Annotated in this window: 25 protein-coding genes; 18 read left to right on the top strand and 7 right to left on the bottom strand. The window is 43.0% G+C overall.

Annotated features, from left to right (window positions below; translation table 11 throughout):
• The first annotated feature begins 41 nt into the window (after positions 1–41).
• From AC04MN_RS05875 to AC04MN_RS05795, 17 genes are all read left to right on the top strand, one after another.
• On the top strand, positions 42–887 hold the full coding sequence (locus AC04MN_RS05875) for a tetratricopeptide repeat protein (protein WP_475382259.1): 846 nt from the start codon (positions 42–44) through the stop codon (positions 885–887).
• A gap of 44 nt (positions 888–931) precedes the next feature.
• The gene (bamD, locus tag AC04MN_RS05870; RefSeq protein ID WP_475382258.1) at positions 932–1,669 is read left to right on the top strand and encodes an outer membrane protein assembly factor BamD; all 738 of its coding nucleotides are present in this window, start codon (positions 932–934) and stop codon (positions 1,667–1,669) included.
• Positions 1,669–2,391 carry a tetratricopeptide repeat protein gene (locus AC04MN_RS05865; protein ID WP_475382257.1) on the top strand — a complete coding sequence of 241 codons (723 nt, stop codon included), beginning with the start codon at positions 1,669–1,671 and terminating at the stop codon, positions 2,389–2,391. The genes bamD and AC04MN_RS05865 overlap by 1 nt, the downstream gene beginning before the upstream one ends.
• A gap of 17 nt (positions 2,392–2,408) precedes the next feature.
• The gene (gene hpt / locus AC04MN_RS05860) at positions 2,409–2,927 is read left to right on the top strand and encodes a hypoxanthine phosphoribosyltransferase (protein ID WP_475382256.1); all 519 of its coding nucleotides are present in this window, start codon (positions 2,409–2,411) and stop codon (positions 2,925–2,927) included.
• 313 nt (positions 2,928–3,240) lie between these two features.
• Positions 3,241–3,423, top strand: a complete 183-nt coding sequence (locus AC04MN_RS05855; RefSeq protein WP_475382255.1) for a Flp1 family type IVb pilin — start codon at positions 3,241–3,243, stop codon at positions 3,421–3,423.
• A 52-nt stretch (positions 3,424–3,475) separates the two neighbouring features.
• Positions 3,476–3,661: a hypothetical protein gene (locus tag AC04MN_RS05850; protein ID WP_475382254.1), complete on the top strand. Its 186-nt coding sequence runs from the start codon at positions 3,476–3,478 to the stop codon at positions 3,659–3,661.
• 23 nt (positions 3,662–3,684) lie between these two features.
• Positions 3,685–3,933 (top strand): hypothetical protein, encoded by a 249-nt coding sequence (locus AC04MN_RS05845; protein WP_475382253.1) that lies wholly within the window; start codon positions 3,685–3,687, stop codon positions 3,931–3,933.
• A 2-nt stretch (positions 3,934–3,935) separates the two neighbouring features.
• Positions 3,936–4,589 carry a hypothetical protein gene (locus AC04MN_RS05840; protein WP_475382252.1) on the top strand — a complete coding sequence of 218 codons (654 nt, stop codon included), beginning with the start codon at positions 3,936–3,938 and terminating at the stop codon, positions 4,587–4,589.
• On the top strand, positions 4,583–5,080 hold the full coding sequence (locus AC04MN_RS05835; RefSeq protein WP_475382251.1) for a hypothetical protein: 498 nt from the start codon (positions 4,583–4,585) through the stop codon (positions 5,078–5,080). The genes AC04MN_RS05840 and AC04MN_RS05835 overlap by 7 nt, the downstream gene beginning before the upstream one ends.
• Before the next feature lie 12 nt (positions 5,081–5,092).
• Positions 5,093–6,019, top strand: a complete 927-nt coding sequence (gene cpaB / locus AC04MN_RS05830) for a Flp pilus assembly protein CpaB (RefSeq protein ID WP_475382250.1) — start codon at positions 5,093–5,095, stop codon at positions 6,017–6,019.
• Between the two features lie 32 nt (positions 6,020–6,051).
• Entirely contained in the window at positions 6,052–7,605 is a 1,554-nt protein-coding gene (locus tag AC04MN_RS05825) for a BON domain-containing protein (RefSeq protein WP_475382249.1), read from the top strand.
• 59 nt (positions 7,606–7,664) lie between these two features.
• On the top strand, positions 7,665–9,890 hold the full coding sequence (locus AC04MN_RS05820) for an ATPase, T2SS/T4P/T4SS family (protein ID WP_475382248.1): 2,226 nt from the start codon (positions 7,665–7,667) through the stop codon (positions 9,888–9,890).
• Positions 9,891–9,902: 12 nt separating this feature from the next.
• Positions 9,903–10,778: a type II secretion system F family protein gene (locus AC04MN_RS05815; RefSeq protein WP_475382247.1), complete on the top strand. Its 876-nt coding sequence runs from the start codon at positions 9,903–9,905 to the stop codon at positions 10,776–10,778.
• A 33-nt stretch (positions 10,779–10,811) separates the two neighbouring features.
• Complete coding sequence (locus AC04MN_RS05810) at positions 10,812–12,461, top strand: DUF6531 domain-containing protein (RefSeq protein WP_475382246.1); 1,650 nt, start codon at positions 10,812–10,814, stop codon at positions 12,459–12,461.
• A gap of 10 nt (positions 12,462–12,471) precedes the next feature.
• On the top strand, positions 12,472–12,753 hold the full coding sequence (locus AC04MN_RS05805; RefSeq protein ID WP_475382245.1) for a hypothetical protein: 282 nt from the start codon (positions 12,472–12,474) through the stop codon (positions 12,751–12,753).
• A gap of 168 nt (positions 12,754–12,921) precedes the next feature.
• The gene (locus AC04MN_RS05800) at positions 12,922–13,107 is read left to right on the top strand and encodes a hypothetical protein (RefSeq protein WP_475382244.1); all 186 of its coding nucleotides are present in this window, start codon (positions 12,922–12,924) and stop codon (positions 13,105–13,107) included.
• A 181-nt stretch (positions 13,108–13,288) separates the two neighbouring features.
• Positions 13,289–13,468, top strand: coding sequence for a hypothetical protein (locus tag AC04MN_RS05795; protein WP_475382243.1), 180 nt, complete (start codon positions 13,289–13,291; stop codon positions 13,466–13,468).
• A 26-nt stretch (positions 13,469–13,494) separates the two neighbouring features.
• Here the strand turns inward: AC04MN_RS05795 and AC04MN_RS05790 are convergent, their stop codons facing one another.
• Genes AC04MN_RS05790 through AC04MN_RS05780 form a run of 3 tightly spaced genes read right to left on the bottom strand, consistent with a single transcriptional unit; the run spans position 13,495 to position 15,316 of the window.
• Entirely contained in the window at positions 13,495–13,755 is a 261-nt protein-coding gene (locus AC04MN_RS05790) for a hypothetical protein (RefSeq protein ID WP_475382242.1), read from the bottom strand.
• A complete protein-coding gene (locus AC04MN_RS05785) occupies positions 13,748–14,134 on the bottom strand; it encodes a response regulator transcription factor (protein WP_475382241.1) in 387 nt (128 codons plus the stop codon). The genes AC04MN_RS05790 and AC04MN_RS05785 overlap by 8 nt, the downstream gene beginning before the upstream one ends.
• A 42-nt stretch (positions 14,135–14,176) precedes the next feature.
• Complete coding sequence (locus AC04MN_RS05780; protein ID WP_475382240.1) at positions 14,177–15,316, bottom strand: hypothetical protein; 1,140 nt, start codon at positions 15,314–15,316, stop codon at positions 14,177–14,179.
• A 77-nt stretch (positions 15,317–15,393) separates the two neighbouring features.
• Between AC04MN_RS05780 and AC04MN_RS05775 the strand changes: the two genes are divergently transcribed.
• The gene (locus AC04MN_RS05775) at positions 15,394–16,992 is read left to right on the top strand and encodes a hypothetical protein (RefSeq protein WP_475382239.1); all 1,599 of its coding nucleotides are present in this window, start codon (positions 15,394–15,396) and stop codon (positions 16,990–16,992) included.
• A 62-nt stretch (positions 16,993–17,054) separates the two neighbouring features.
• Here AC04MN_RS05775 and groL read toward each other — a convergent pair whose 3' ends face one another.
• From groL to AC04MN_RS05755, 4 genes are all read right to left on the bottom strand, one after another.
• Positions 17,055–18,698 (bottom strand): chaperonin GroEL, encoded by a 1,644-nt coding sequence (gene groL / locus AC04MN_RS05770; protein ID WP_475382238.1) that lies wholly within the window; start codon positions 18,696–18,698, stop codon positions 17,055–17,057.
• 19 nt (positions 18,699–18,717) lie between these two features.
• The gene (gene groES / locus AC04MN_RS05765) at positions 18,718–19,005 is read right to left on the bottom strand and encodes a co-chaperone GroES (protein ID WP_475382961.1); all 288 of its coding nucleotides are present in this window, start codon (positions 19,003–19,005) and stop codon (positions 18,718–18,720) included.
• Positions 19,006–19,199: 194 nt separating this feature from the next.
• Entirely contained in the window at positions 19,200–19,736 is a 537-nt protein-coding gene (locus tag AC04MN_RS05760) for a hypothetical protein (protein WP_475382237.1), read from the bottom strand.
• A 116-nt stretch (positions 19,737–19,852) separates the two neighbouring features.
• Positions 19,853–20,419: a hypothetical protein gene (locus AC04MN_RS05755; RefSeq protein ID WP_475382236.1), complete on the bottom strand. Its 567-nt coding sequence runs from the start codon at positions 20,417–20,419 to the stop codon at positions 19,853–19,855.
• Positions 20,420–20,510 lie beyond the last annotated feature (91 nt).

Below are 20,510 nucleotides of genomic sequence, written 5' to 3'. Positions count from 1 at the left end.
TTAAATAGTCAGCTTGTCTATTGTATTGGCGAAGGTAGACGATGACAAGACACGTGATGTACAATCAAGCTGCTATGACAAAACAACTTCGCTCTTCCTTCTTGCTATTCGTCTTATCTCTATTAGGACTTTGCTTTTGCTCTTCGCTATGGGCTGCAGAATCCACTGCGACATTTGCAGATCACTACAAAAGATCTTTAGAATTCATACAGAAAAAAGACCTTGATGCCGCTCGGCAGAGTCTAAAAGAAGCTTTGAAAATTCAACCTGATAACCAATCTGCCAAGCTAAATCTAGCTATTATCGCCGCCGAAAAGAAAGAAATCGGCCTCGCCTTTGGTCTAGCAAGATCTTTACTGGAAATAAATCCGAGAAATGAAAAAGCTCAGCAACTGATTACCTATCTAAACTCTACTCATCCCCCCAAGGCCATACCGCATCAATCCGACTTTCTTGAAGAACTTCATCAGTCTTTTTTAGTAAAAGTAGATGTAAATTCCATTTTTCTATTTCTGGCCCTTCTTGTGTTTTCATCGGGATGGCTTTGGCTTAATTACATCAAGCGTAAAAAAGAACAAGAAGCGCAAGAGCTTGAACCACCAAGATGGCCTTGGATTGCCATTTTCCTTTCAACTTGTGGGTTGTCCTTTTTACTCATCAGCGGCTTAAAAGCATGGGATGCGAAAGTGATTCGGGGAACCATTCTTAAAGAAGAAGTGCCAGTCCTTGTAACCCCCGATCCCCAAAACGGTATAGAGCTTTTAAAGCTTAGTGAGGGGCTTGAAGTTCACATTTTTGAAACCCAGAACGAATATATCAAAGTTCAGTACCCAGGAACCCCAGCTGGATGGGTGAAAAAAGAGCAAGTTTTTACTCATTCCCGGTAGCCTTAGTTGACTTTGGTCTAGCTCGACCAATAGAATCTAAGCCTATGAAAAAGCTACTGCAAGTTGTTCTAATTACTACATCTTTTGCAATCTTATCAGGCTGCGCTTCAGCGGAACGAGACTCCTCAACTCCTGAGGGTGCCTTCAGCGCGGCTCAACACTTTGAAGAGAACGACCGTTTCGAAGAAGCTATTCGTCGCTACAATGAAGTTCGAAATAAATTTCCTTACTCGAGCTGGGCAGTCAAAGCCGAGCTTGCGGTCGCCGATGTTTACTTCAAACAAGAGTCTTTTGCCGAAGCCCAAGTTGCGTATCAAAATTTTCGCGATCTACATCCGACTCATGCACAAATTGACTATGTTCAATTCCGAATTGGCATCAGTATTTTCAATCAATTACCGGAAACAATCGATCGCGATCTTAGCATAGCCGACGAGTGTATTTTGGCATTTTCTGATCTATTAAAGAAATATCCAACTTCCTCATATGTTGAAGAAGCCAAAGAAAAACGCACAAAAGTCATTCGCATGAAGGCGGAAAAAGAAGAGTACATTGCTGACTTTTACTTCAAGCGCGAAATGTTTGATAGCGCCCTTAAACGCTACGAGAATTTATATTCTTCCTATGGCGGCCTGGGCTTTGAAAAAAAGGCTCTGTATCGTTTAGCTCTTTGCTCAAAATCAATTGATGATACAGCTCGCTTAAAGAAGTATTCAGACGAGCTAATCAATAAATACGGCGACAGTGATGAAGCAAAGAAAATTCAAAAGGAGCTTCGCTAATGAAAGCCCTCAATGATGACATGTTAGCCGAAGCACGCGGTTATTTTATTAACGGAAACTATAAATTATCCGAGCCTATTCTTAACCAAATGCTTTTAAATGGAACACGCAACCCTGAAGTTTTTCAGATGTTAGCAACGATTTTCTATGACAAAGGGCAGTTTAATAAAGCAATCAAGACCTTCAAACGAGCTCTCGAGATCGATCCGACCTATACTGATGCCAGCGTTGGTCTTTCTATTATTCTGAACGACCTTGGAAAATACGACGAAGGAAAACAGGTTTTTCTTGAGGCTCAAAGCCAATTGGATAAAAAAACTGGCCGGCAAGATCCTCATTTAGATGAAAAGCTTGCATCTAAACACGAAGAGTTGGCGGATCTATATTATCAATATCGTCGCTACAATGAAGCTCTAGAGCAACTTTTAAAAGCCCAAAAGCTTTCTACACGCAAGGCTGAAATCACGATGCGAATTTCAGAGGTCTATGTGCAACTAGGACATCCAGACCGGGCGATTAAAGACCTAAAATCGCTTATTCGCGAATACCCACACTTTATTCCAGCTCGACTGAAGCTTGGAGTTATTTATTACAACTCGAACAACGTTGCTGAGGCTACTGAACAGTGGGAGAATATTCTTATTCGTGATCCCGAACATCCAGAAGCGCTCCGCTTGTTGAAGATGGCTCAGGCGGCAGGAATTACAACAATCGAACTTTAAACTTCAAGGATTTCAACATGGCTCAAATTAAAGACGACATGATGCCCTACTTAACTGCGGTCGAAATTAAAGACCTAGTTAAAAAACTAGCTGCTCAGATAGAGGCAGAATACGAAGGAAAAGAAATCATCTTTATTTGTCCTTTGCGTGGTTCGGTTCATTTAACAGCCGACCTTATGAGAGAAATCGATCTTCCACAACAAGTGGACTTTGTCCACGTTGCTGCCAGCGAACGTGGTGGTACGATCAAGATCATCAAAGATATCTCTATTAATATCGCCAATAAACACGTCATCATCGTAGAAGAAATTATCGATACGGGACGCACGCTGAGCTTCCTAAGAAACCGCCTTTTCGCAGCTGGTCCTGCTTCTTTGAAGATTGTTACCTTATTAGACAAACCAGCAAGACGAGAGCTGCCAATCCGCGCAGAATTCGTTGGAAAAACAATCGACGACCGCTATGTGGTTGGATACGGAATGGATTCTGAAGAAAAGGGCCGTAACTATCCCGATATTTATCACCTTAAAAACTAAGAAAAATAAAAAAGGCCCTGCAAAGGGCCTTTTAAGTTACAAGATCGATCTTACCCAAGGCTAAGATACGACGACATTGACCACAAATAGGACAACGACACAGAAAACGTAAAGAACGACAAGTTGTTTTGGCATGATGAAAGCTCCCCCGCCCTCAAAATACTGCGAGACAAGACTTTCGTCAATACCCGAGGTTTATTCCTGTCTTTAGACCAGCTGTCTCATTTCGAGAAATCAACTAAAAAAACAAAAACGCCCCCTCAAGAGACAGTCCGGATTGCCGATAAGAAAAGTGTAATAAGGGGGACGACCTATGAAAAACTTCAAAAATTTCTCTAAGAAACTACTTAAAAACAGATCTGGCCAAGGTGCTACTGAATATATCCTTCTTTTGGTTGTTATCGTAGGTCTTGTGATGCTTTTCGGAAAAGACATCAAGACAACAATGGAAGGCAAGCTCAGCGACCTTAAAGGTAAAATCATGAGCGTTGAATAAGCGCTCTTCGATTAAGATCTCTGCTTTTAAACTTTAAGGAAGTGGGTGATTTATGACTGTCGAATACGTCTTGCTACTAGTTTGCGTGTTTGCCATCACAATGAAGACATTTATGTCTGCGCCCACAAACGCCTTTAAACAAGGCGCGCCCCGTTTAGGCGCACGGGTAGAAAAGCAAATTTCAACCGGAGACGGCTTTCGCGATAAAGGCGAACGCTTAAACTGGAAAGCAAAATAATCTATTATCGGAAGGGGGATCGAATGAAGCAGCTGAATAATAAAGGTCAGTTTGCAATCGAAGCCGTTCTTCTGACCGTTATTTTCGTGGGCGCATTTATGGCGGCCACTGAATTTTTACGCAACGAAAAATTTTTAGCAAAAATGGTGGGTGGGCCATGGGTACAAATCCAAGGTATGACCGAATGTGGAGTATGGGGCGCTCCGTCCAAAGTTTGCAAAAAACATCCTAACAATACTTCACGCCTACTAACCTACGATCCAAGGAAGTAACAATGCGTTTACTTCCAATTACAAATCATACAAATCGCAACAAAGGCTTTATCACCGGAGAATTCATTTTTTCGATGGTGCTAGCAGCAGGTATTAGTGCCGTTTTATTTGCGGTCACATACACTCTTTCAGTGATCGAAATCACTCAATATATCTCGTTTACATCTGCGCGAGCCATGATCAGCAGCAACGCCACCGTCGAAGATCAGGTTCAAGCTGCTCAAGATAAATATAAATCTATTATCAATCAAAAGGCACTCAAGGGCCTCTTTTTCGGTGATGGCTCATTGTTCGCCCTCTCTTCAGACCCCGACGTACGCGTAGGTGGCGCCTCAGATAAAGATTTTTCCGAATCCTATCGGGATGGACAATCTAATACGGACCGGGTCGCTTTTACGGGTGTTCGCGTAGAGCTTACACCCAAAATTATGAATCTTAAAATTGCATTCCTAGGGAGTACTTCTGAGACCGGCGAAGCCTCAGAATTTGCAACTCGTCTGACAACTATCCTTACCCGCGAATCGTCAGCAAAAGAATGCATGGACCTATATGTGAATCGCAGGTACGAGGCCATCGGCATTATGACTGATCGCTTTAAACAGTACGGTACCCAAGGGGCAACAGACTACGTCCCCCTGGAGGACAACGGATGCTAAATTCACAGCGAATCAAGAATGAAAAAGGAATGGCAACACTCGAGATGATTCCCATCTTGGTCATCGTGGTTCTGCTTTTGAACTTTTCATTTGGCTTTTTTGGCGTCATTCATACCGGAATTTTAAACTCGATTGCGGCCCGCAACTATGCATTTGAAACTTTCAGGAATCGCGCAAACTTAACTTACTTTACCCCTTACTCTAGTGAATACACCCTACACTTTAGGGACACTGCCTTTCGGGCCCACGGAAGCATTGCTGAAGATGTCTCGCAAAAGAACGAATTTTACGCCACGACCCGGATGGTGGACTTCTTTACCTTCTCCAAAGGTCGAGTTGCCGAAGAGGAGGGGGGTAAAAATTCCGCCCTACACGTCAATAAAATTCAAGATTTAGACGAAAGTGGACGAAATGACCAAGTAGGAGCCAATCCTGTTTGGATTAAGACAGTTTATGGAATGTGTTTAAACGAGGAATGTACAGCTCAGTAAAAGGACAACACTATGGGTTCGAATGATACAAGAAATCTGATGATCTCTATCGCAGCGGGAGTCTTTGCTACATTCCTTCTCTATTCTTATTCTCAAGAGAAAAAAGCCGAGTACGATAAAAAATTTGGGACTACTAAACGTGTTGTTGTTGCCAAAGAAGACATTCAGGAAATGCAAAACATCTACGACACAATGTTAGAGACCGTAGAGCTGCCTTCACAGTTTATTCAGCCAGGTGCTATTACTCTGCCTGAAGAAGCTATTGGAAACGTTGCTGCAATTCCTATTAAAAAAGGCCAAGTCGTTTTTAAAAATAACTTATTAACACCGGGTCCTGACACAGGAATTGCACTTCAAGTGGCACCTTCTATGCGCGCCATCACCATTGCTGTGGACGAAGTTCGTGGAGTGGCAAAGCTCATTCGCCCTGGTGATCGGGTAGATATCTTAGTGGCTCTTGATATCGGTAAGGGTATGAACGCCCGCAGAGAGCTCACGACTTTATTACAAGACGTCCCAGTATTAGCCACCGGTGTCTCAGTTGTAAACAACATTCCCCGTGTAATCGAAGCTGATGCAACTGGAAAAAATCTTACACAAATCGCTCTAACTGGAGACACAAAGTACGCTACTATTACAGTTGAGGTCAGTCCTAAAGATGCTCAGGATTTGCATTATATCAATGCGACGTCGCCGGGTAATATTTATTTTACTCTGCGAAATCCGAATGACAGAACGAAGCAGCCTCGGTTGCCGTCGTCTTCTTCAGAGTCCGTTGCTGGTAAACCTGCAATTTCTTTGGATTCAGGGTCTGCACCAACGATTGCGCCGCCTGTTCTTGCGCCAAGCCGACCGGTGTTACCACCACCGAATCAGCCCATGCAGAATAGACCAGCCAATCCGGGGCAAAATCAAAATAGTGGATTCAGGACTCTATGATGAAACTGTTTTGTGTTCTTAGGGGGAATTATATGTATAAAGCGCTAGCTTTTATGCTATTGGCGACAGCCTTGCACCCGTCACTCTTGCATGCGCAAGAGGCCGACAATGCCGAGGTCTCATTGACCGAAGATAAGCCTCAAATTGATTCCCTCACAACTGGCGAAGAACCTATCTATCGCAATCGTCGCTTCATCAACCTAACTTTAGGAATTGAACAAGACGAAAAACTTCCGCCTTTGCCAGACAATGTCGAATTTAAAGGTGACTTCCGTCGTATTGTCAGCGCTTCCTTTGCTAAAGAACTTAATGTTCTTCGCTTTGTTCCCAAAGCCGAAGGCTTCGCTACTATGACTATTCACGATAAACGAAACGGCAAAATTGTTGCAGAATTTAGAATCGATATCAAAAAAAGCAAACTAGATAAAGTCGTTCGCGAAATGCGAGCCTTGCTGGGCGATATCGAAGGTATCAATATAAAAATTGTAAACAATAAAGTTGTTGTCGATGGACAGATTCTTTTGCCAAAAGATTTGGCGCGTATCTATAACGTTGTTCAACAATTCGGTGATCAAGCTTCATCGCTGGTTACCTTAAGCCCTTTAGCCCTGAAAAAAATCGCAGAGTTTATTTCTCGCGATATCAACAATCCAGAAATCGAAGTTCGTGCTATTAACGAAAAGCTTGTCCTTTCAGGCTGGGCTAATGACGATGCAGAACGTGCGAATGCCGAAATCATCGCAAAAACTTATTTGCCTGACATCGTGATGGATGCTGCCGAGGAAAAAGGCGTTATCAAAAAACGAAAGCCCGCAAATGATGGCGTCATTAATATGATCAAGCTTAAAGAGAAGCCAGCTGCAGCTCCACCAAAAATGGTGCAAATCGTGGCTCACTTTGTAGAGCTTAACAAAACTTATATGAAAAACTTCCGCTTCCAATTTACTCCGACACTTAAAGCTGACGGTTCACAGTTGGCATTTTCGTCGGGTGGTGAAGGAGCTGGTGGTGTCGTTTCAGAAATTGCGGGAGTGGTGGACAACCTTCTTCCAAAATTAAACTGGGCAAAGTCCCATGGTTTTGCCCGAGTATTGGAATCAACTTCCATTATCATCGAAAATAATCAAAAGGGTCAAATCAGTCAGCTTAGTAAACACCCATTTATGATAGCAGGGGCTAACGGGACTCAAAGTACATCGTTCCAAGATGTTGGTATCGAATCCGTTGTTACTCCAACTGTCCTAAGCGACAAATCAAGCTCTGTAAGTATGCAAATGGACTTCAAAGTCAGCTCGGTGACGGGTCAGACTTCAGCTGGACCGATCGTAGCGCAGAACTCGGTGACGACTAAGATCACGGTGCGCGATCGTCAGTCGGCAGCAATTGGTGGTCTTATTAAGAATGCGTCTTTTACAGACTATAATAAACCGTCTGGAATGCCCGAAAACCCTATTATCAGTCTTTATGCTTCTAAAGAATTTTCTAGAAGCCAAAGCCAGTTCGTAGTGTTTGTGACTCCGATCATCAAAACATCTGCTAGCGCTGGTGCTGAACAGATCAAGAAAAAGTTCAGACTTAGAGACTAGACATAAGGACCGTGGAATTTACGGCCGCGTCTTCCGATATGTAACGAGGGAGGTGCGAATTGGCATTAAATCCTAATTGTACATTAATCGCTGTTGTTGGCGGAAAAGGTGGCGTTGGTAAGTCCATCTTTGCTGCCAATTTTGCCTGCGCCCTGATGACAGAACTTCGAACACAGGTCTTGCTTCTTGATTGCGACTCTAAGTCTGTTGGTGATCAAAACGTAATTACTGGTCTTAAACCAGTGAAGACTCTTAAAGAAATTGCAAGTTTTCAAGGTTCATTGAATTCCACACCTCTGAATCAATTAGTCACTCAACACCAATCCGGTCTTTCCTATGTTGGAGCCGTTCGCGGCCCCGAAGAACGATTCGATATTTCTCCTGATAGCTTGATGAAGTCAGTGGAGTTCTTTAGCCGAAATTATAAATTCATCGTCGCTGACTGCGGCAATGACATTACGGCTTTACAACAAGCTTTATTATTAGATGCCACAGCAATTATGATCGTAACGTCCCCTGAAGTATTGGTAGTTACCCAAACTCAAAGACTGATCAATGACCTTCTTTCGCAGACATTTCCAAAAGATATGTTTCAGTTGGTTATAAATAAAGTTTCACCAACGGGACTATCTCCGCAGGTCATTGCCAGCCAGCTTCAGGTTCCAGTTTGTGGAATGATTCCGCAAGATGAGCCAACTTCAATGATGGCTTTGCAAAAGTACACCCCCTTTGTTTTAGCGGCCCCCAAAGCTCCTATCACTGCAAGCTACTATGAATGTGTACGAAAGCTTACCGGAGGCACTCTTCAGCGCTTAAAGTCTTTGGCAAGACCAAAACCCGTCATTGCGCCACAGCCTGCAGCAGACGGATCTACTCCCATTCCTAAAGAGGGCGATCCTCGCACGGTCATGAAGCTTCGCGTGCACAGTGAACTTATCCGCACTGTCGATCTTAAAAAACTTTTAGTCGATGGGGCAAAAGACGAATCAAAAGAACAAGAAATTCGGGAAAAAACAAAACGCGAAATTACTTTGATTGTAGACCGGGAAGCTCCTGATTTGCCAAGGGATGAACGCGCAAAAATCATTAAAGAAATCTTGGAAGAAGCACTAGGTCTGGGCCCGCTAGAAGATCTTTTGGCCGACGGCGCCGTTTCCGAAATCATGGTCAATGGCTATAAAAAAATCTATATCGAAAAAAGCGGCAAGGTCCAACTTGCTACAACAACATTTACTTCAAATGACCACCTACGACGAATTATAGAGCGTATCGTGACGCCGCTAGGAAGACAAATTAACGAATCCGTCCCCTATGTCGATGCCCGCCTTAAAGACGGATCACGGGTGAATGCGGTTATCGAGCCTCTAGCAATTGATGGCCCAGCCCTGACGATACGAAAATTTAAAAAAGGCGGAATCACTCCCGAAAAGTATATTGAATTTGGATCTATTACTAAAAGCATGATCGATTTTTTACGGATCTGCTCGGAAAATGGATTAAATGTCGTCATCTCGGGAGGTACAGGTTCCGGTAAAACATCATTACTAAATATGATGTCGTCGTTTATTCCCGCGACAGAGCGGATCATTACGGTGGAAGACGCTGCCGAACTACAGCTTCAACAGGATCACGTTGTTCGCCTCGAGACACGTCCTTCAACAATGGAAGGATCAAACTCAATTACAATCCGCGACCTCATCAAGAACGCCCTTCGTATGCGTCCTGATAGAATTATTGTCGGTGAGTGCCGTGACGGCGCTGCCTTAGACATGTTACAGGCGATGAATACGGGTCACGATGGATCTATGACCACGACTCACGCCAACTCCCCCCGAGAGTGTATTGCCCGTCTTGAAACTCTTTGTATGATGGCCGGAATGGATCTTCCTATACGAGCCATACGTGAACAGATTGCGGGAGCAGTACACTTGATAGTTCAAATTTCGCGTCTTTCTGATGGAAGCCGTAAGATAATGAGCATCACTGAGGTCGCAGGCATGCAAGGTGATGTCGTGACACTTGCAGAAATTTTTAAATTCAAAGAAACGGGCTACGACAAAAATAGAAAAATTCAAGGAGTCTTCCAAGCAACCGGCACTATCCCAAGCTTTATCCAAAAGCTTAGTGATAAAGGCGTTGTAATTCCACGTGAGATCTTTTCGAATGATCCTAAACAACAACCGGCCTCTGCGACACCTCAAAATGCCGCGCCTGCACCGTCTGCGCCGAAAATGCCGACGATGCCTGGAATGCCGAACACTGCAGTCAAAAAGACTGGAAGTTGATAGGAGAAGGCCATGTCATTTCTTTTTAAAGATTGGATTCTTATACCTGTAGTGGGGATATGTACTTTTATTGTAGCTCTTTATTCAGCAGAAAGAGTCATCAACTATCTTCGTGACAAAAGCTTAGGTAAAAAAGATGAGATCCTTAAATATATGAAGCTGATGGGTTCGGAAATTGAAGACTCAAAGCTAACCAAGATGATGTTGCTATTAAGTTTTGGTTTAGGATCGGTCTTTTTCTTCTTATTCTGGCCAAATTTAGTTTTAGGAATTATCTTTGGAGTCGCCGTGACCGTTGCGGGATGGTCTTTACCGCTGTTGGCGATCAAATCGATGTACGAAAAAAGATGTAATCAATTTGTCGACCAAATGGTTGACGGCCTAACTATAATGGCAAACGGAATCAAGGCGGGCTCTAACCCACAAGAATCTATGCGCCGAGTAACCGAGATTATGCCCAACCCAATAAAAGCCGAATTCAATCAAATCCTTTACCAAATGCAAGTTGGTGATAGCTTTGAAAGCGCCCTCAATGACCTTGGAGAGCGAATACCCCGACCTGACGTGCAAATGTTTGTGACCTCGATCAATATTTTAAAGGAAACCGGCGGTAACTTGGCCGAAACCTTCCAGACCATCGTCTTGACGGTCCGCGAACGGCAAAAGATCGAGAAAAAAATTGAGGCCATGACTGCTCAAGGAGTCATGCAGGGAATTATTATTACCTGTATCCCATTCATTCTAGGCTTTGTATTTCTTCTTATAGATCCAAACTTTATTAAGCCAATGTTCTCGACCACCCTTGGTCTTGTTCTCTTGTTCGTTATGCTGGTCTTGATATTAATAGGTGGAATCCTGATTAAAAAAGTAGTTACAATCAAGGTGTAATGCCACTGAAACTTCAAGGAAGAGGTTTACAGAATGTTCAAAACCCTTGTTACCGCAATGCTCTTCTCTGCTAATGCTTATGCGTTAGTGGACATGAAAAACGCCAACTACTCGAATTCTTGGATCGATATGGATGTTCCAGGATCGGGCTATGATTTAAAGATCATCAGAACTTACAATTCCCGCTCATTGTTTAATGGCATGTTCGGGTTTGGATGGTGCTCTGATTTTGAAACTTCTGCTGAAGTCACAGCTGAAGGGAATCTTAAAGTTAAAGAATGTGGAGGCGGCTTAGAAGTTGTCTTCGCCCCTCGTGATTTAACTCGCGCTGATGTCGACAAAACTATTGCAACAATCACAGCAAAAATGAAAGCCGAAAAAAAGGTGGGTGTCACTGATGCCTATTTGAAAACAATCGGCGCTCAAATGCTAGAAGACGATAATCTTCGCTCTGAAATGGCCGCCAAATATGGCATTCAGATTCCAGTCAAAGAAGGTACAAAATTCTTTGCAAATGGCCGCGAGGTTGAACACTTCGTCTTCAATAAGACTTATTATACCCGCGTATTGCCTGATGGATCTGCGCAACGGTACGACCTTCAAGGGCGCATGACTCATATGTACGATAAGAACAACAACTTCTTAAAGTTCTCGTATGAAAAAGATTTGCTTGCCATGATTGAAGATAATAACGGTCGCAAACTTCAATTTAAGTACTATCCAAATAAGAAAGTTAAGCAGATCACAGGACCCAATGGACTGGCAGCAGACTATAAGTTCGAAGGACTCGATGACTTGTCTTATGTTAAGAATGCCTGGTTAAAAGAGTACTCTTATCAATATGATGAACTTCACAATCTGACAAAAGCTACTTGGCCAGATAAGTCTTTCATTGCAATTAAGTACGATATCACTAATGACTGGGTTGTTTCTTTTACAGACCGAGACAAGTGTAACGAATCATATAAATATGAATTTGCCCCACAAGATCCAAAAAACCATTATTGGTCTACTGTTAAAAAAGTTTGTGGAAAAGAGACTATCGCTGAGAACCGCTATGAATTCTGGCACAAACAACGCCCTGATGGTCAGTTTTACCTTCAGCGCGTCCTGACCGACGTTAACGGTTCGGTAACTGATATTACCTACCATGAAATTTTTGGTCGCCCTCTTTCTATTCGCAAGAACTCTGAAAAAGTGTCTTTCGATTACTATGAAAACGGTCTGGTAAAAGCTAAAGAAACGTCAGTAAATCGCATGGAATTTATCTATGACAATACGACAAAAAAGGTAGCTCAGGTAAAAAATATCTTTTTTGACCAAAAAGGAAAACCCGTTGCTACTAAACTTTCGCAGTTTAAATACGATGCCAAAGGCAATCTTGTGTTCGCCCAGAACAGCGACGGCCAAAAGATTACAATGACTTATGATGCTCGCGGCCGCATCGCATCGATTACTGACCAAGCTAAAAAAGTCGTACAAATTGAATATGAAGAACGCTACGGCAAACCAGCCATTGTAACTCGTCCAGGTTTAGGTGCGATCAAAGTGAGCTATAAACCATCGGGCGAAATCAATAAGGTTGAAAGTAAAGAAGGTCCTTCAGTCGCTATGCAGGTTGCAAGTACATTTAACAACTTGTTGGATATTATTGCTCCAGCAACAGCGGAACTCTATTTATAAGGCGGAATGAATGAAGATTTTTAAATTAATTATTTCATTGATGATGCTTGCGACTTCATATTCTGCTTTTGCACAAGATCGCTCTGCAAATCCCGGTGAAGACCCAAATGAAGCAATGGTGGGCGATGGTGCTGGGGTACCAAACTACGGCTGCCCAGATCCCGGCAAATCATGCTATAAAAATCTAAAGCACAATCGCCTGTTCGATAACACCAAAGCCATTCCAGCTTCTGCTAGTCAGAATAAAAAGGAAAACGGTGGCAACAATACGGGCTCTTCAGGAACTCGCTAAATTCGTACAGATTCTTTACACCTGAGATCAGAAAACGGCTTCTTCTTAACGAAGAGGTCGTTTTTGTTTCTATCTGAGGCGATTTCAACGGTCTTTTCGCTATCCATTCTGGCACGCGCTTCGCAATAATCTCCTTTTGAATAGATGAACTCTAAACAGGAGGTCCCCATGCGCCTTAAACAATTCTTTGCTCTAGTAGCTGTAACTCTTTTTGCTGCCTCGGCATTTTCTAATCCGAAGTGCAATCACAGGTCTGGTGGTGGATTGTTTGCATCAACAAACCCTGTCAAAGCCGTGAAGACAAATTCAACAGGCGGTTCAAGCTCGGCGGCTGGATCTACGGGTGTTAATTAATCTGTGGATTCTTTAAACAAGTGTCATTGATAAGACAGGGTGATCCCCCCTTACCCTGTCTTATATTTAGAAACTGATGTTCTAAATACCTGATCAGAGGTCAATCAGTCTTACATTGAGACAGTCCTGATGTTGGCACAAAGAGTGCTAACTATAAAGGTATTACAATGAAGGGGACACTATGAAATTCATTCTTTTTATCGCAATCTCTGTATTCTTCTCGACAAGTTTTGCCCAAGATACAAAATGCTCTCATCAATCTGATGCGGGACTGCTTGCTAAAACCAATCCCCCAGTTACAACTTCAACCATGACAAAGAATATCACCAACGACAGCAAATCCATGTCGGGTGTACGCTAATTCATCATCATTAAGTGTTGAAATTATTAATGGCTTGCTTGTTCTTCAGCGCCTTCTTTGAAGCTGTCTGTAGTGCCAGCAATGCCATCTTTAACAGAGCCAGCTAGGTTCTTAACGGCAGCCACTCCACCAGCAGCCACAGATTGAACATAAAGCGAAACCGAGGATTTTCTAAACCAATGGAAAGCGCGATCCTCCATTGAAACCCCAGAGATTTTAAGTTGCATCATCACAACAATCGCAATTGTGCTAAGCAAACACTTCATTGCAAATACAAATTCACTCATTTGTAACCTCTTTAACCTGAGAAAATAATTTCTTAATTGTACTACGGAAATCCTGAGCCTGAAATGGCTTTACGATATATGCATCTGAACCAACGGCGTAAGCCCTGTTGATATTCGTCTGGTCATCTAAAGTTGAACAAGCAATTATTTTTGTAACAGGATATGTTTCACGGACGGCTTTAATAGTATGCAAGCCTGATTTGCTTGGCATCACTAAATCCGAAATCAATAAATCGGGCAGTGTAGCCGCTACAACCTGAAGCGCCTCTTCTCCATTAGAGGCCTCACCCACACAAAGATGGCCGTCGCTCTCTAATAAATTTTTGACTATTTCGCGAACAAACGCCGCATCATCTGCTACTACAAAGCGCAATTTCATGAGACTAGTATAGGATGAGTTCTTTTTTTTTAAGAGGAAATTCTAACGACCCCAACGATAGCCTAGTCCAAACGACAACGTCGTGGTGCTGACTCCAACATTGGTGGGTTTGACTCCTGTCATCGGATCCGAGTTAATCGCCTGTCCGGTGAAAGTATTTCGTTCAAATCCATAGCCTAAATTCCAAATAAGCTGAGATCGGCGCGAACTTTCAAATTCACCACCCAGTTCAAATTCAACTTTGACGGACTCACCCTTTTGGCCGCTTCTTCCGGCAGCAGAAGTTGCCGTTTCTGAATGACTTATTCGAGGAAAGAGCATACCGCCTAATACCCATTTGTGTTGGCCACTTCCGACGAATCGAGTGCGCACTCCAAGACCCAAACCTGAACTTGCCAACGACGCTCTGTCGACCTCATCCGAAGGAATCGTGGTTTTAGAGTTCATTAGCTTAAGCATAAATTCTGTCGAGTCAGCCCGACGGCTAAGGCCTTCGAAACTTCGAAAGCTAAACCCCATATCCATATTTTCAAATTTAGCATTAACTTTATCTTTATTAGCATTCCCAGAATCAACATCTGCCGCAAGAGATGTCGCAAAAGCGCCTATCAAGCCAATTCGAGGCGTAAACCACGCAGTAGCTTTGAGGCCCAAGCTCACATACTGAGTCGTATATCTTCTATAAGAATAGTTCGATCGAGCATCCAGATGCACCAACGAAGGCAACAGATCGGCCTCTATTTGATTATTCCGTATATCATCAGGATGAATATGATTTTGATAAAATGTTAGAACATCACTAAGACGAGAATCAAAAATCGACTCCATTTGTTCGCCTATCGCAGGCTCCTTCTTTAAATCGATTTTTTCAACTTTTGCTTCTAATTTTGGTTCAGCCTTGGATACTTCAGAATCCGGTTCTGTTGACGTCGCAGATCCCGAAGATGGCTTCAGTGTTAGTTCGACAACTGGATTGCCGGATTCCTCTGAAGCAGGCGCTCGTCGTTTGTCCTTTTTCGCAGCAACAGTCTTCGAATTTTTTTGCATGGCAGAGTCTATGACCTTGGTCGAGGATCTTACTTCATAACGACCAGAATCAATGCCGTAAAGCGCCGATTGAGCCGAAGCTATCGACGTCGAAAAATAGATTTTCGCTACAACCACTGCAAACAAGAATTTCATGCAAAAGAGATCGGCCTTTTACCCTGTTTACTTGACGGTCGTTTGACGAAAAAAAAACTACGCGGCACAATAAATTTATGAAGCAAATCATCTTTGTCTTACTATCGATCACTTTCTCATTTTTCTCCACGACCTTTGCCCAGCAAAATGTTTCGAACAAATTTGTTGGTGATGTCGACAGTAGTTTAACGATCAACAAAATCGTACTACTTCCGGCAACTGATAATTTAAACGGAATCTACGCAAACGCGGTGAATCCGGCCTTAAAGGATCAGCTACAAAATGATCTTAAGTGGGGCCTTGTCGACTTCAACCCAGATTCTTTAGCTAAAGCAACCTGGAGTGGTGGACTCTTTGATGGCAATCCTGATCTAGTAAAAAAAGTAGCCCAAGCTCATGGAGTTGACGCTCTTATAACTGCAAATCTTTCCAAGGGTCCCTCGGGAGTTGTAGGCCAAGTCACGCTATATCTAGCTAAAGATGGACAACCATTTTTAGAAGAAAGCTTCAAAGATCCACAGACTTTTGAAACAGCGGAAATTAAAGACCTATTTATTAACACTTTCAAAAAGCTAAAAAGTAGAATTCCATATCAAGGACTTGTGCTAAGCCGAAAAGGCCAAACAGTGACTTTAAATATGGGAATTCCGGAAGGCATTAAGGTGAATGATGAAATTACGGCCATTCACATCATTCAAGTCAATAGACACCCAAAATTGAGATTTGCGGTAAGCACGGAAAAAGAAATTCTAGGAAAGATTAAAATATTCAAAGTCGATTCAGCCCTAAGCTTTGGAAACATCGTCTTAGAAAAAGAGCCGGGTGTAATTCAAGTAGGAGCAAAGCTTTTAGGAAAGGGTTTTGTGTCTTACCCTTCACCGATGGTAGATAAAGACGGAAAACTTGTAGAGGGCTTAAGTCAGCGAGCGGATCAAGACGTCGCATTTGGAAATAATCCCCGCGAATGGCTGGATACTTCAAGACCTCAATTTGGTCGATTGGGCCTCTTTATTGGCAACTCGTTTTATAATCACAATACAAATCTAAACACCATCGGCGGAGTTCCTGCATCTAGTGCGTTTTCTCCGAATATAGCCCTAAAAGGGGAGCTATGGATTACTCGAGATTTGATTGTGGACTACAAGCTTCGCCAATCTGTCTTTTCAATCACAAATAATCTTGGCGGTTCAAGTCCACGAAATGTAAACATGAGTCTTAGCCAGTACGGACTTGCTGTGAAGACCAGCCTACTTATGACTGATGACTTCTTCGGACCTAAATGGAATTTGGGTGGAGGTTTTACCCAAACAAAATTTGATGTCGATGATACAACTCCCGAAGCTTATACAAGCAATAATTTCGGCGGCCTTCATCTAAATTTAGGGGGGCAGTTTCCGTTGTCTAACGAGCTTCCAATGATTTTTGGAGCAGACTTTGAATACTATCTGACAAAGTCTTTATCTGAAGGCAAAACAAGTGGGTCGCCCAAGGCCGATATCATCAACTTCCAAGTTTATGTCGACTATCTGATGTCGATTAAGTCGACCCTACGAGCAGAGATTCTGTTTGAAAGCTACTCTGGAAAAATGTCAGGAACGGGGAGCCGCACCTATCCCGCCACCAGCACAAGCCATCGCCTGACCACATTCAATCTTGGTTACAACTGGTTGTTTTAGAAATAGAAAAGCCAGAGTCTTACGACTCTGGCTTCAATATTTAGATCAGCAGGGCTGATGAATTACATCATGCCGCCCATGCCACCCATACCACCGTGGTCATGACCACCTGGCATAGCTGGAGCTTCTTTTTTCGGAGCTTCAGCGATCATTGTTTCAGTAGTAAGCATCAATGAAGCAACAGAAGCTGCATTCACTAGACCACAACGAACAACTTTCATCGGATCGATAACGCCGTCTTTGATAAGATCAGTGTATTCATCAGAGTAAGCATTGAAACCGAAAGAAACAGACTTGTTCTGAAGGATACGATCCAAAACGATCGCGCCATCAAGACCTGCGTTCGCAGCGATTTGACGGATAGGCTCTTCACAAGCACGTTTGATGATGTTTGCACCCCAAACTTCTTCTTCTGAGTACTTCGTCTTATCTACTTTTTGAGCCGCACGTAACAAGGCAGTACCACCACCAGCTACGATACCTTCTTCAACAGCTGCGCGAGTTGCATTCAAAGCATCTTCTACGCGGTGTTTTTTCTCTTTCATTTCAACTTCAGAAGGAGCACCAACGTGGATAACAGCTACGCCGCCAGCCAATTTAGCCAAACGCTCTTTCAATTTCTCTTTGTCATAGTCAGAAGAAGTTTCTTCGATTTGAGACTTCACTTGAGCAACGCGAGCTTGGATAGCTTGCTTTTTGCCAGCGCCATCGATGATTGTTGTGTTGTCTTTATCAACAACAACACGCTTAGCAATACCAAGATCAGCAACAGTTGCTTGCTCAAGCTTCATGCCAAGGTCTTCAGAAATAACATTTGCACCAGTCAAGATAGCGATGTCTTCAAGCATTGCTTTACGACGATCACCGAAACCAGGAGCTTTAACAGCAGCTACGTGCAAAGTGCCACGCAATTTGTTCACAACCAAAGTTGCAAGTGCTTCACCATCAACATCTTCAGCGATGATCAACAATTGACGACCTTGCTTAGCAACGCCCTCAAGGATAGAGATCATATCTTTCATTGAAGAGATTTTCTTGTCATAAACAAGAACGTAAGCATTCTCAAGAACAGCTTCCATTCTTTCAGCGTTAGTTACGAAGTATGGAGACAAGTAACCACGGTCGAATTGCATACCTTCAACTACAGTCACTTCAGTTTTTGCAGTTTTAGATTCTTCGATAGTGATAACACCTTCACGACCCACGCGCTCCATAGCGTCTGCCAACATTTTACCGATTTCAGAATCGTTGTTTGCAGAGATAGCACCAACTTGAGCAACTTCGTTAGAACCTTTCACTGGCTTAGCCATTGATTTAAGTTCGTCGATGATAGTTGCAACAGCTTTATCGATACCACGCTTGATTGACATTGGGTTGTGGCCCGCAGAAACAAGTTTTGCACCTTCGCGGTAGATTGCTTGTGCTAGTACAGTTGCAGTTGTTGTTCCGTCACCAGCCTCATCGTTGGTTTTAGAAGCAACTTCTTTAACCATCTGAGCGCCCATGTTTTCAAACTTGTTTTCAAGTTCGATTTCTTTAGCAACAGTCACACCGTCTTTAGTAACAAGTGGAGCGCCGAAAGATTTTTCGATAACAACGTTGCGACCTTTAGGTCCCAAAGTTACTTTTACCGCGTTCGCAAGAGTGTTAACACCCTTCAAGATTTGCGCGCGTGCATCTTCAGAGAAAGTAATAATTTTGCTCATGGTTTTAACCCCTTAATGATTAGTTAAAAATTCCTAGTACGTCTTCTTCGCGCATCATCAAGAACTCATGACCTTCGATCTTAAGTTCTGTGCCTGCGTATTTAGAGAACAAAACTTTGTCTCCAACTTTTACTTCTAACGGAAGAACTTTTCCGTCTTCAGTTACGCGGCCTTTTCCAGTTGCGATGATTTCGCCTTTTTGTGGTTTTTCTTTAGCAGTGTCTGGGATGTATAGTCCGCCAGCAGTTTTATCTTCTTCTGCCATTCTGCGAACTAGGATTCTGTCGTGAAGAGGGCGTACGCCGATTTCATTTTTAGCCATCTTAGCCTCCGTTTTTATTTTGGTTTTTAGAACACAAGACAATATGGAGGCGGCTTTAAATTCGTCAAGGTCCATAGGGTCAATTTTTTGAAATAAAAAACCCCTGTTCAAAATAAAACAGAGGTTGGTCAGATTTAAAACAATTTATTAGATTCAGACTCTTGATGCTTTGCGTTTTACTATTTTGTTAGGTCTCCAACTTTCGCTTCAGAGCCCGCGGCGGCGCCCCCCTGGGATCCAAAAAACGAGTTAGCGTAGGCATTCATCAGCTCTGCCACCTCTTCGGGGGTTAATTTTCCTGCAACCGAACTAATTGCAGCCTTTCTATCATCCATTTTGGTTAGATATCCGACAAAGTAGTCTGTAACCGAAAGTTCCTGGGCAAGATCCAATGAAAATTGCGCCTGATCTAACTGGGACACCAACTTATCAATCTGAAGCTCTTTACCTAGTCCGGCTTCGGTTTTGGCTGCCGACTTTAAAGACTCCACCTTACTTTTTAAAGAGTCCACTCTGCTTTTACTGGCTTGAATGCGTTCGTTTTTCCACTCTCGAAAGCTTTTAGGCTTCAATGCGGATTCAATTTCACTTTCAGAAATTCCAGGCCGCTCGATTTTATGGGCCGAAGAAACCAAGGGACCAGACGCCCCCGCTTGATGAGCGACAACAATGGTAGACCAGAAAGCAACAATAGGTAAGAACTTGAATAACTGCATAAAACCTCGCCCTCATTTGGGGGACAAGGTCCACTCTTCAATCCCTATGCCTCATATCAAGACGGATTAAATCAAATAGGACGGATCTGGGCAAAATTCAGAGCCTTTTTGTGTCATTATGGATCACAAAAAGTCACAGAGAATTCCCCGGTGGCCCAAGTTTCTCCGTTGATATCACCTGGAAATTCGGAAAAGAAGCTTCCGTAAACTTCATTATTGATGAGGTCCCGACTAAGGCGAAAGGCCCCTTTGCTTGCGATCATATTATTGGACGGCTCCATCTTGTTGGAGAAATCAGACATTACAATTTTGGGGAATAATACAAACGGATCTTGCCCTAGAACCCATTCCCCTCGAAGGCTTTCCGATTGAATACGCACTTGAAGATCTGACCCTCTTAGAGCGGCATCGCAGGGATTCGAATAGAATTGATTCCATAGCTGAACCTCGAAATACTTACGACCGCGAACGACGATCTTCTTGGCTCGACCTTGGCGATATTCCCATCTTTTACCGTTGATAATTCCATGGGCAAGTTCACCCTCTCCGGGTGCTGGCTTTTCATCGGGTGCCGTGGGTGCCGGGCCCTCGGCAGCTGGCCCTGAATTTTTGGGGGCACAGGCAAATTGAGTTAGAATTACCAAACAAAATAGGTACTTAAGTACATTTTTAGAGTTTCGCATCTAGGCAGATTTTCCGTGCAGGTCTTCAAAGTTTCAATAAAAATATGCACGAAAATAGAAATAAAAAAACCAAGCTCGAAGGCTTGGTTTT

The organism is Bdellovibrio sp. ZFWA1 (assembly GCF_056175665.1).
The sequence above is the reverse complement of the archived record's forward strand: the minus strand, read 5'-3'. Positions and strand labels throughout refer to the sequence as shown.

What these genes read in the sequence shown, in the direction of transcription:
- AC04MN_RS05865 (WP_475382257.1), top strand. Translation starts at nt 1,669, where the DNA reads ATGAAAGCCCTCAATGATGACATGTTAGCCGAAGCACGCGGTTATTTT.
- AC04MN_RS05790 (WP_475382242.1), bottom strand. Translation starts at nt 13,755, where the DNA reads ATGAGTGAATTTGTATTTGCAATGAAGTGTTTGCTTAGCACAATTGCG.
- groL (WP_475382238.1), bottom strand. Translation starts at nt 18,698, where the DNA reads ATGAGCAAAATTATTACTTTCTCTGAAGATGCACGCGCGCAAATCTTG.
- AC04MN_RS05855 (WP_475382255.1), top strand. Translation starts at nt 3,241, where the DNA reads ATGAAAAACTTCAAAAATTTCTCTAAGAAACTACTTAAAAACAGATCT.
- AC04MN_RS05825 (WP_475382249.1), top strand. Translation starts at nt 6,052, where the DNA reads ATGTATAAAGCGCTAGCTTTTATGCTATTGGCGACAGCCTTGCACCCG.
- AC04MN_RS05760 (WP_475382237.1), bottom strand. Translation starts at nt 19,736, where the DNA reads ATGCAGTTATTCAAGTTCTTACCTATTGTTGCTTTCTGGTCTACCATT.
- AC04MN_RS05775 (WP_475382239.1), top strand. Translation starts at nt 15,394, where the DNA reads ATGAAGCAAATCATCTTTGTCTTACTATCGATCACTTTCTCATTTTTC.
- AC04MN_RS05840 (WP_475382252.1), top strand. Translation starts at nt 3,936, where the DNA reads ATGCGTTTACTTCCAATTACAAATCATACAAATCGCAACAAAGGCTTT.
- AC04MN_RS05800 (WP_475382244.1), top strand. Translation starts at nt 12,922, where the DNA reads ATGCGCCTTAAACAATTCTTTGCTCTAGTAGCTGTAACTCTTTTTGCT.
- AC04MN_RS05835 (WP_475382251.1), top strand. Translation starts at nt 4,583, where the DNA reads ATGCTAAATTCACAGCGAATCAAGAATGAAAAAGGAATGGCAACACTC.
- AC04MN_RS05845 (WP_475382253.1), top strand. Translation starts at nt 3,685, where the DNA reads ATGAAGCAGCTGAATAATAAAGGTCAGTTTGCAATCGAAGCCGTTCTT.
- AC04MN_RS05795 (WP_475382243.1), top strand. Translation starts at nt 13,289, where the DNA reads ATGAAATTCATTCTTTTTATCGCAATCTCTGTATTCTTCTCGACAAGT.
- AC04MN_RS05810 (WP_475382246.1), top strand. Translation starts at nt 10,812, where the DNA reads ATGTTCAAAACCCTTGTTACCGCAATGCTCTTCTCTGCTAATGCTTAT.
- AC04MN_RS05815 (WP_475382247.1), top strand. Translation starts at nt 9,903, where the DNA reads ATGTCATTTCTTTTTAAAGATTGGATTCTTATACCTGTAGTGGGGATA.
- AC04MN_RS05755 (WP_475382236.1), bottom strand. Translation starts at nt 20,419, where the DNA reads ATGCGAAACTCTAAAAATGTACTTAAGTACCTATTTTGTTTGGTAATT.
- cpaB (WP_475382250.1), top strand. Translation starts at nt 5,093, where the DNA reads ATGGGTTCGAATGATACAAGAAATCTGATGATCTCTATCGCAGCGGGA.
- hpt (WP_475382256.1), top strand. Translation starts at nt 2,409, where the DNA reads ATGGCTCAAATTAAAGACGACATGATGCCCTACTTAACTGCGGTCGAA.
- AC04MN_RS05805 (WP_475382245.1), top strand. Translation starts at nt 12,472, where the DNA reads ATGAAGATTTTTAAATTAATTATTTCATTGATGATGCTTGCGACTTCA.
- AC04MN_RS05850 (WP_475382254.1), top strand. Translation starts at nt 3,476, where the DNA reads ATGACTGTCGAATACGTCTTGCTACTAGTTTGCGTGTTTGCCATCACA.
- AC04MN_RS05875 (WP_475382259.1), top strand. Translation starts at nt 42, where the DNA reads ATGACAAGACACGTGATGTACAATCAAGCTGCTATGACAAAACAACTT.
- bamD (WP_475382258.1), top strand. Translation starts at nt 932, where the DNA reads ATGAAAAAGCTACTGCAAGTTGTTCTAATTACTACATCTTTTGCAATC.
- AC04MN_RS05780 (WP_475382240.1), bottom strand. Translation starts at nt 15,316, where the DNA reads ATGAAATTCTTGTTTGCAGTGGTTGTAGCGAAAATCTATTTTTCGACG.
- AC04MN_RS05785 (WP_475382241.1), bottom strand. Translation starts at nt 14,134, where the DNA reads ATGAAATTGCGCTTTGTAGTAGCAGATGATGCGGCGTTTGTTCGCGAA.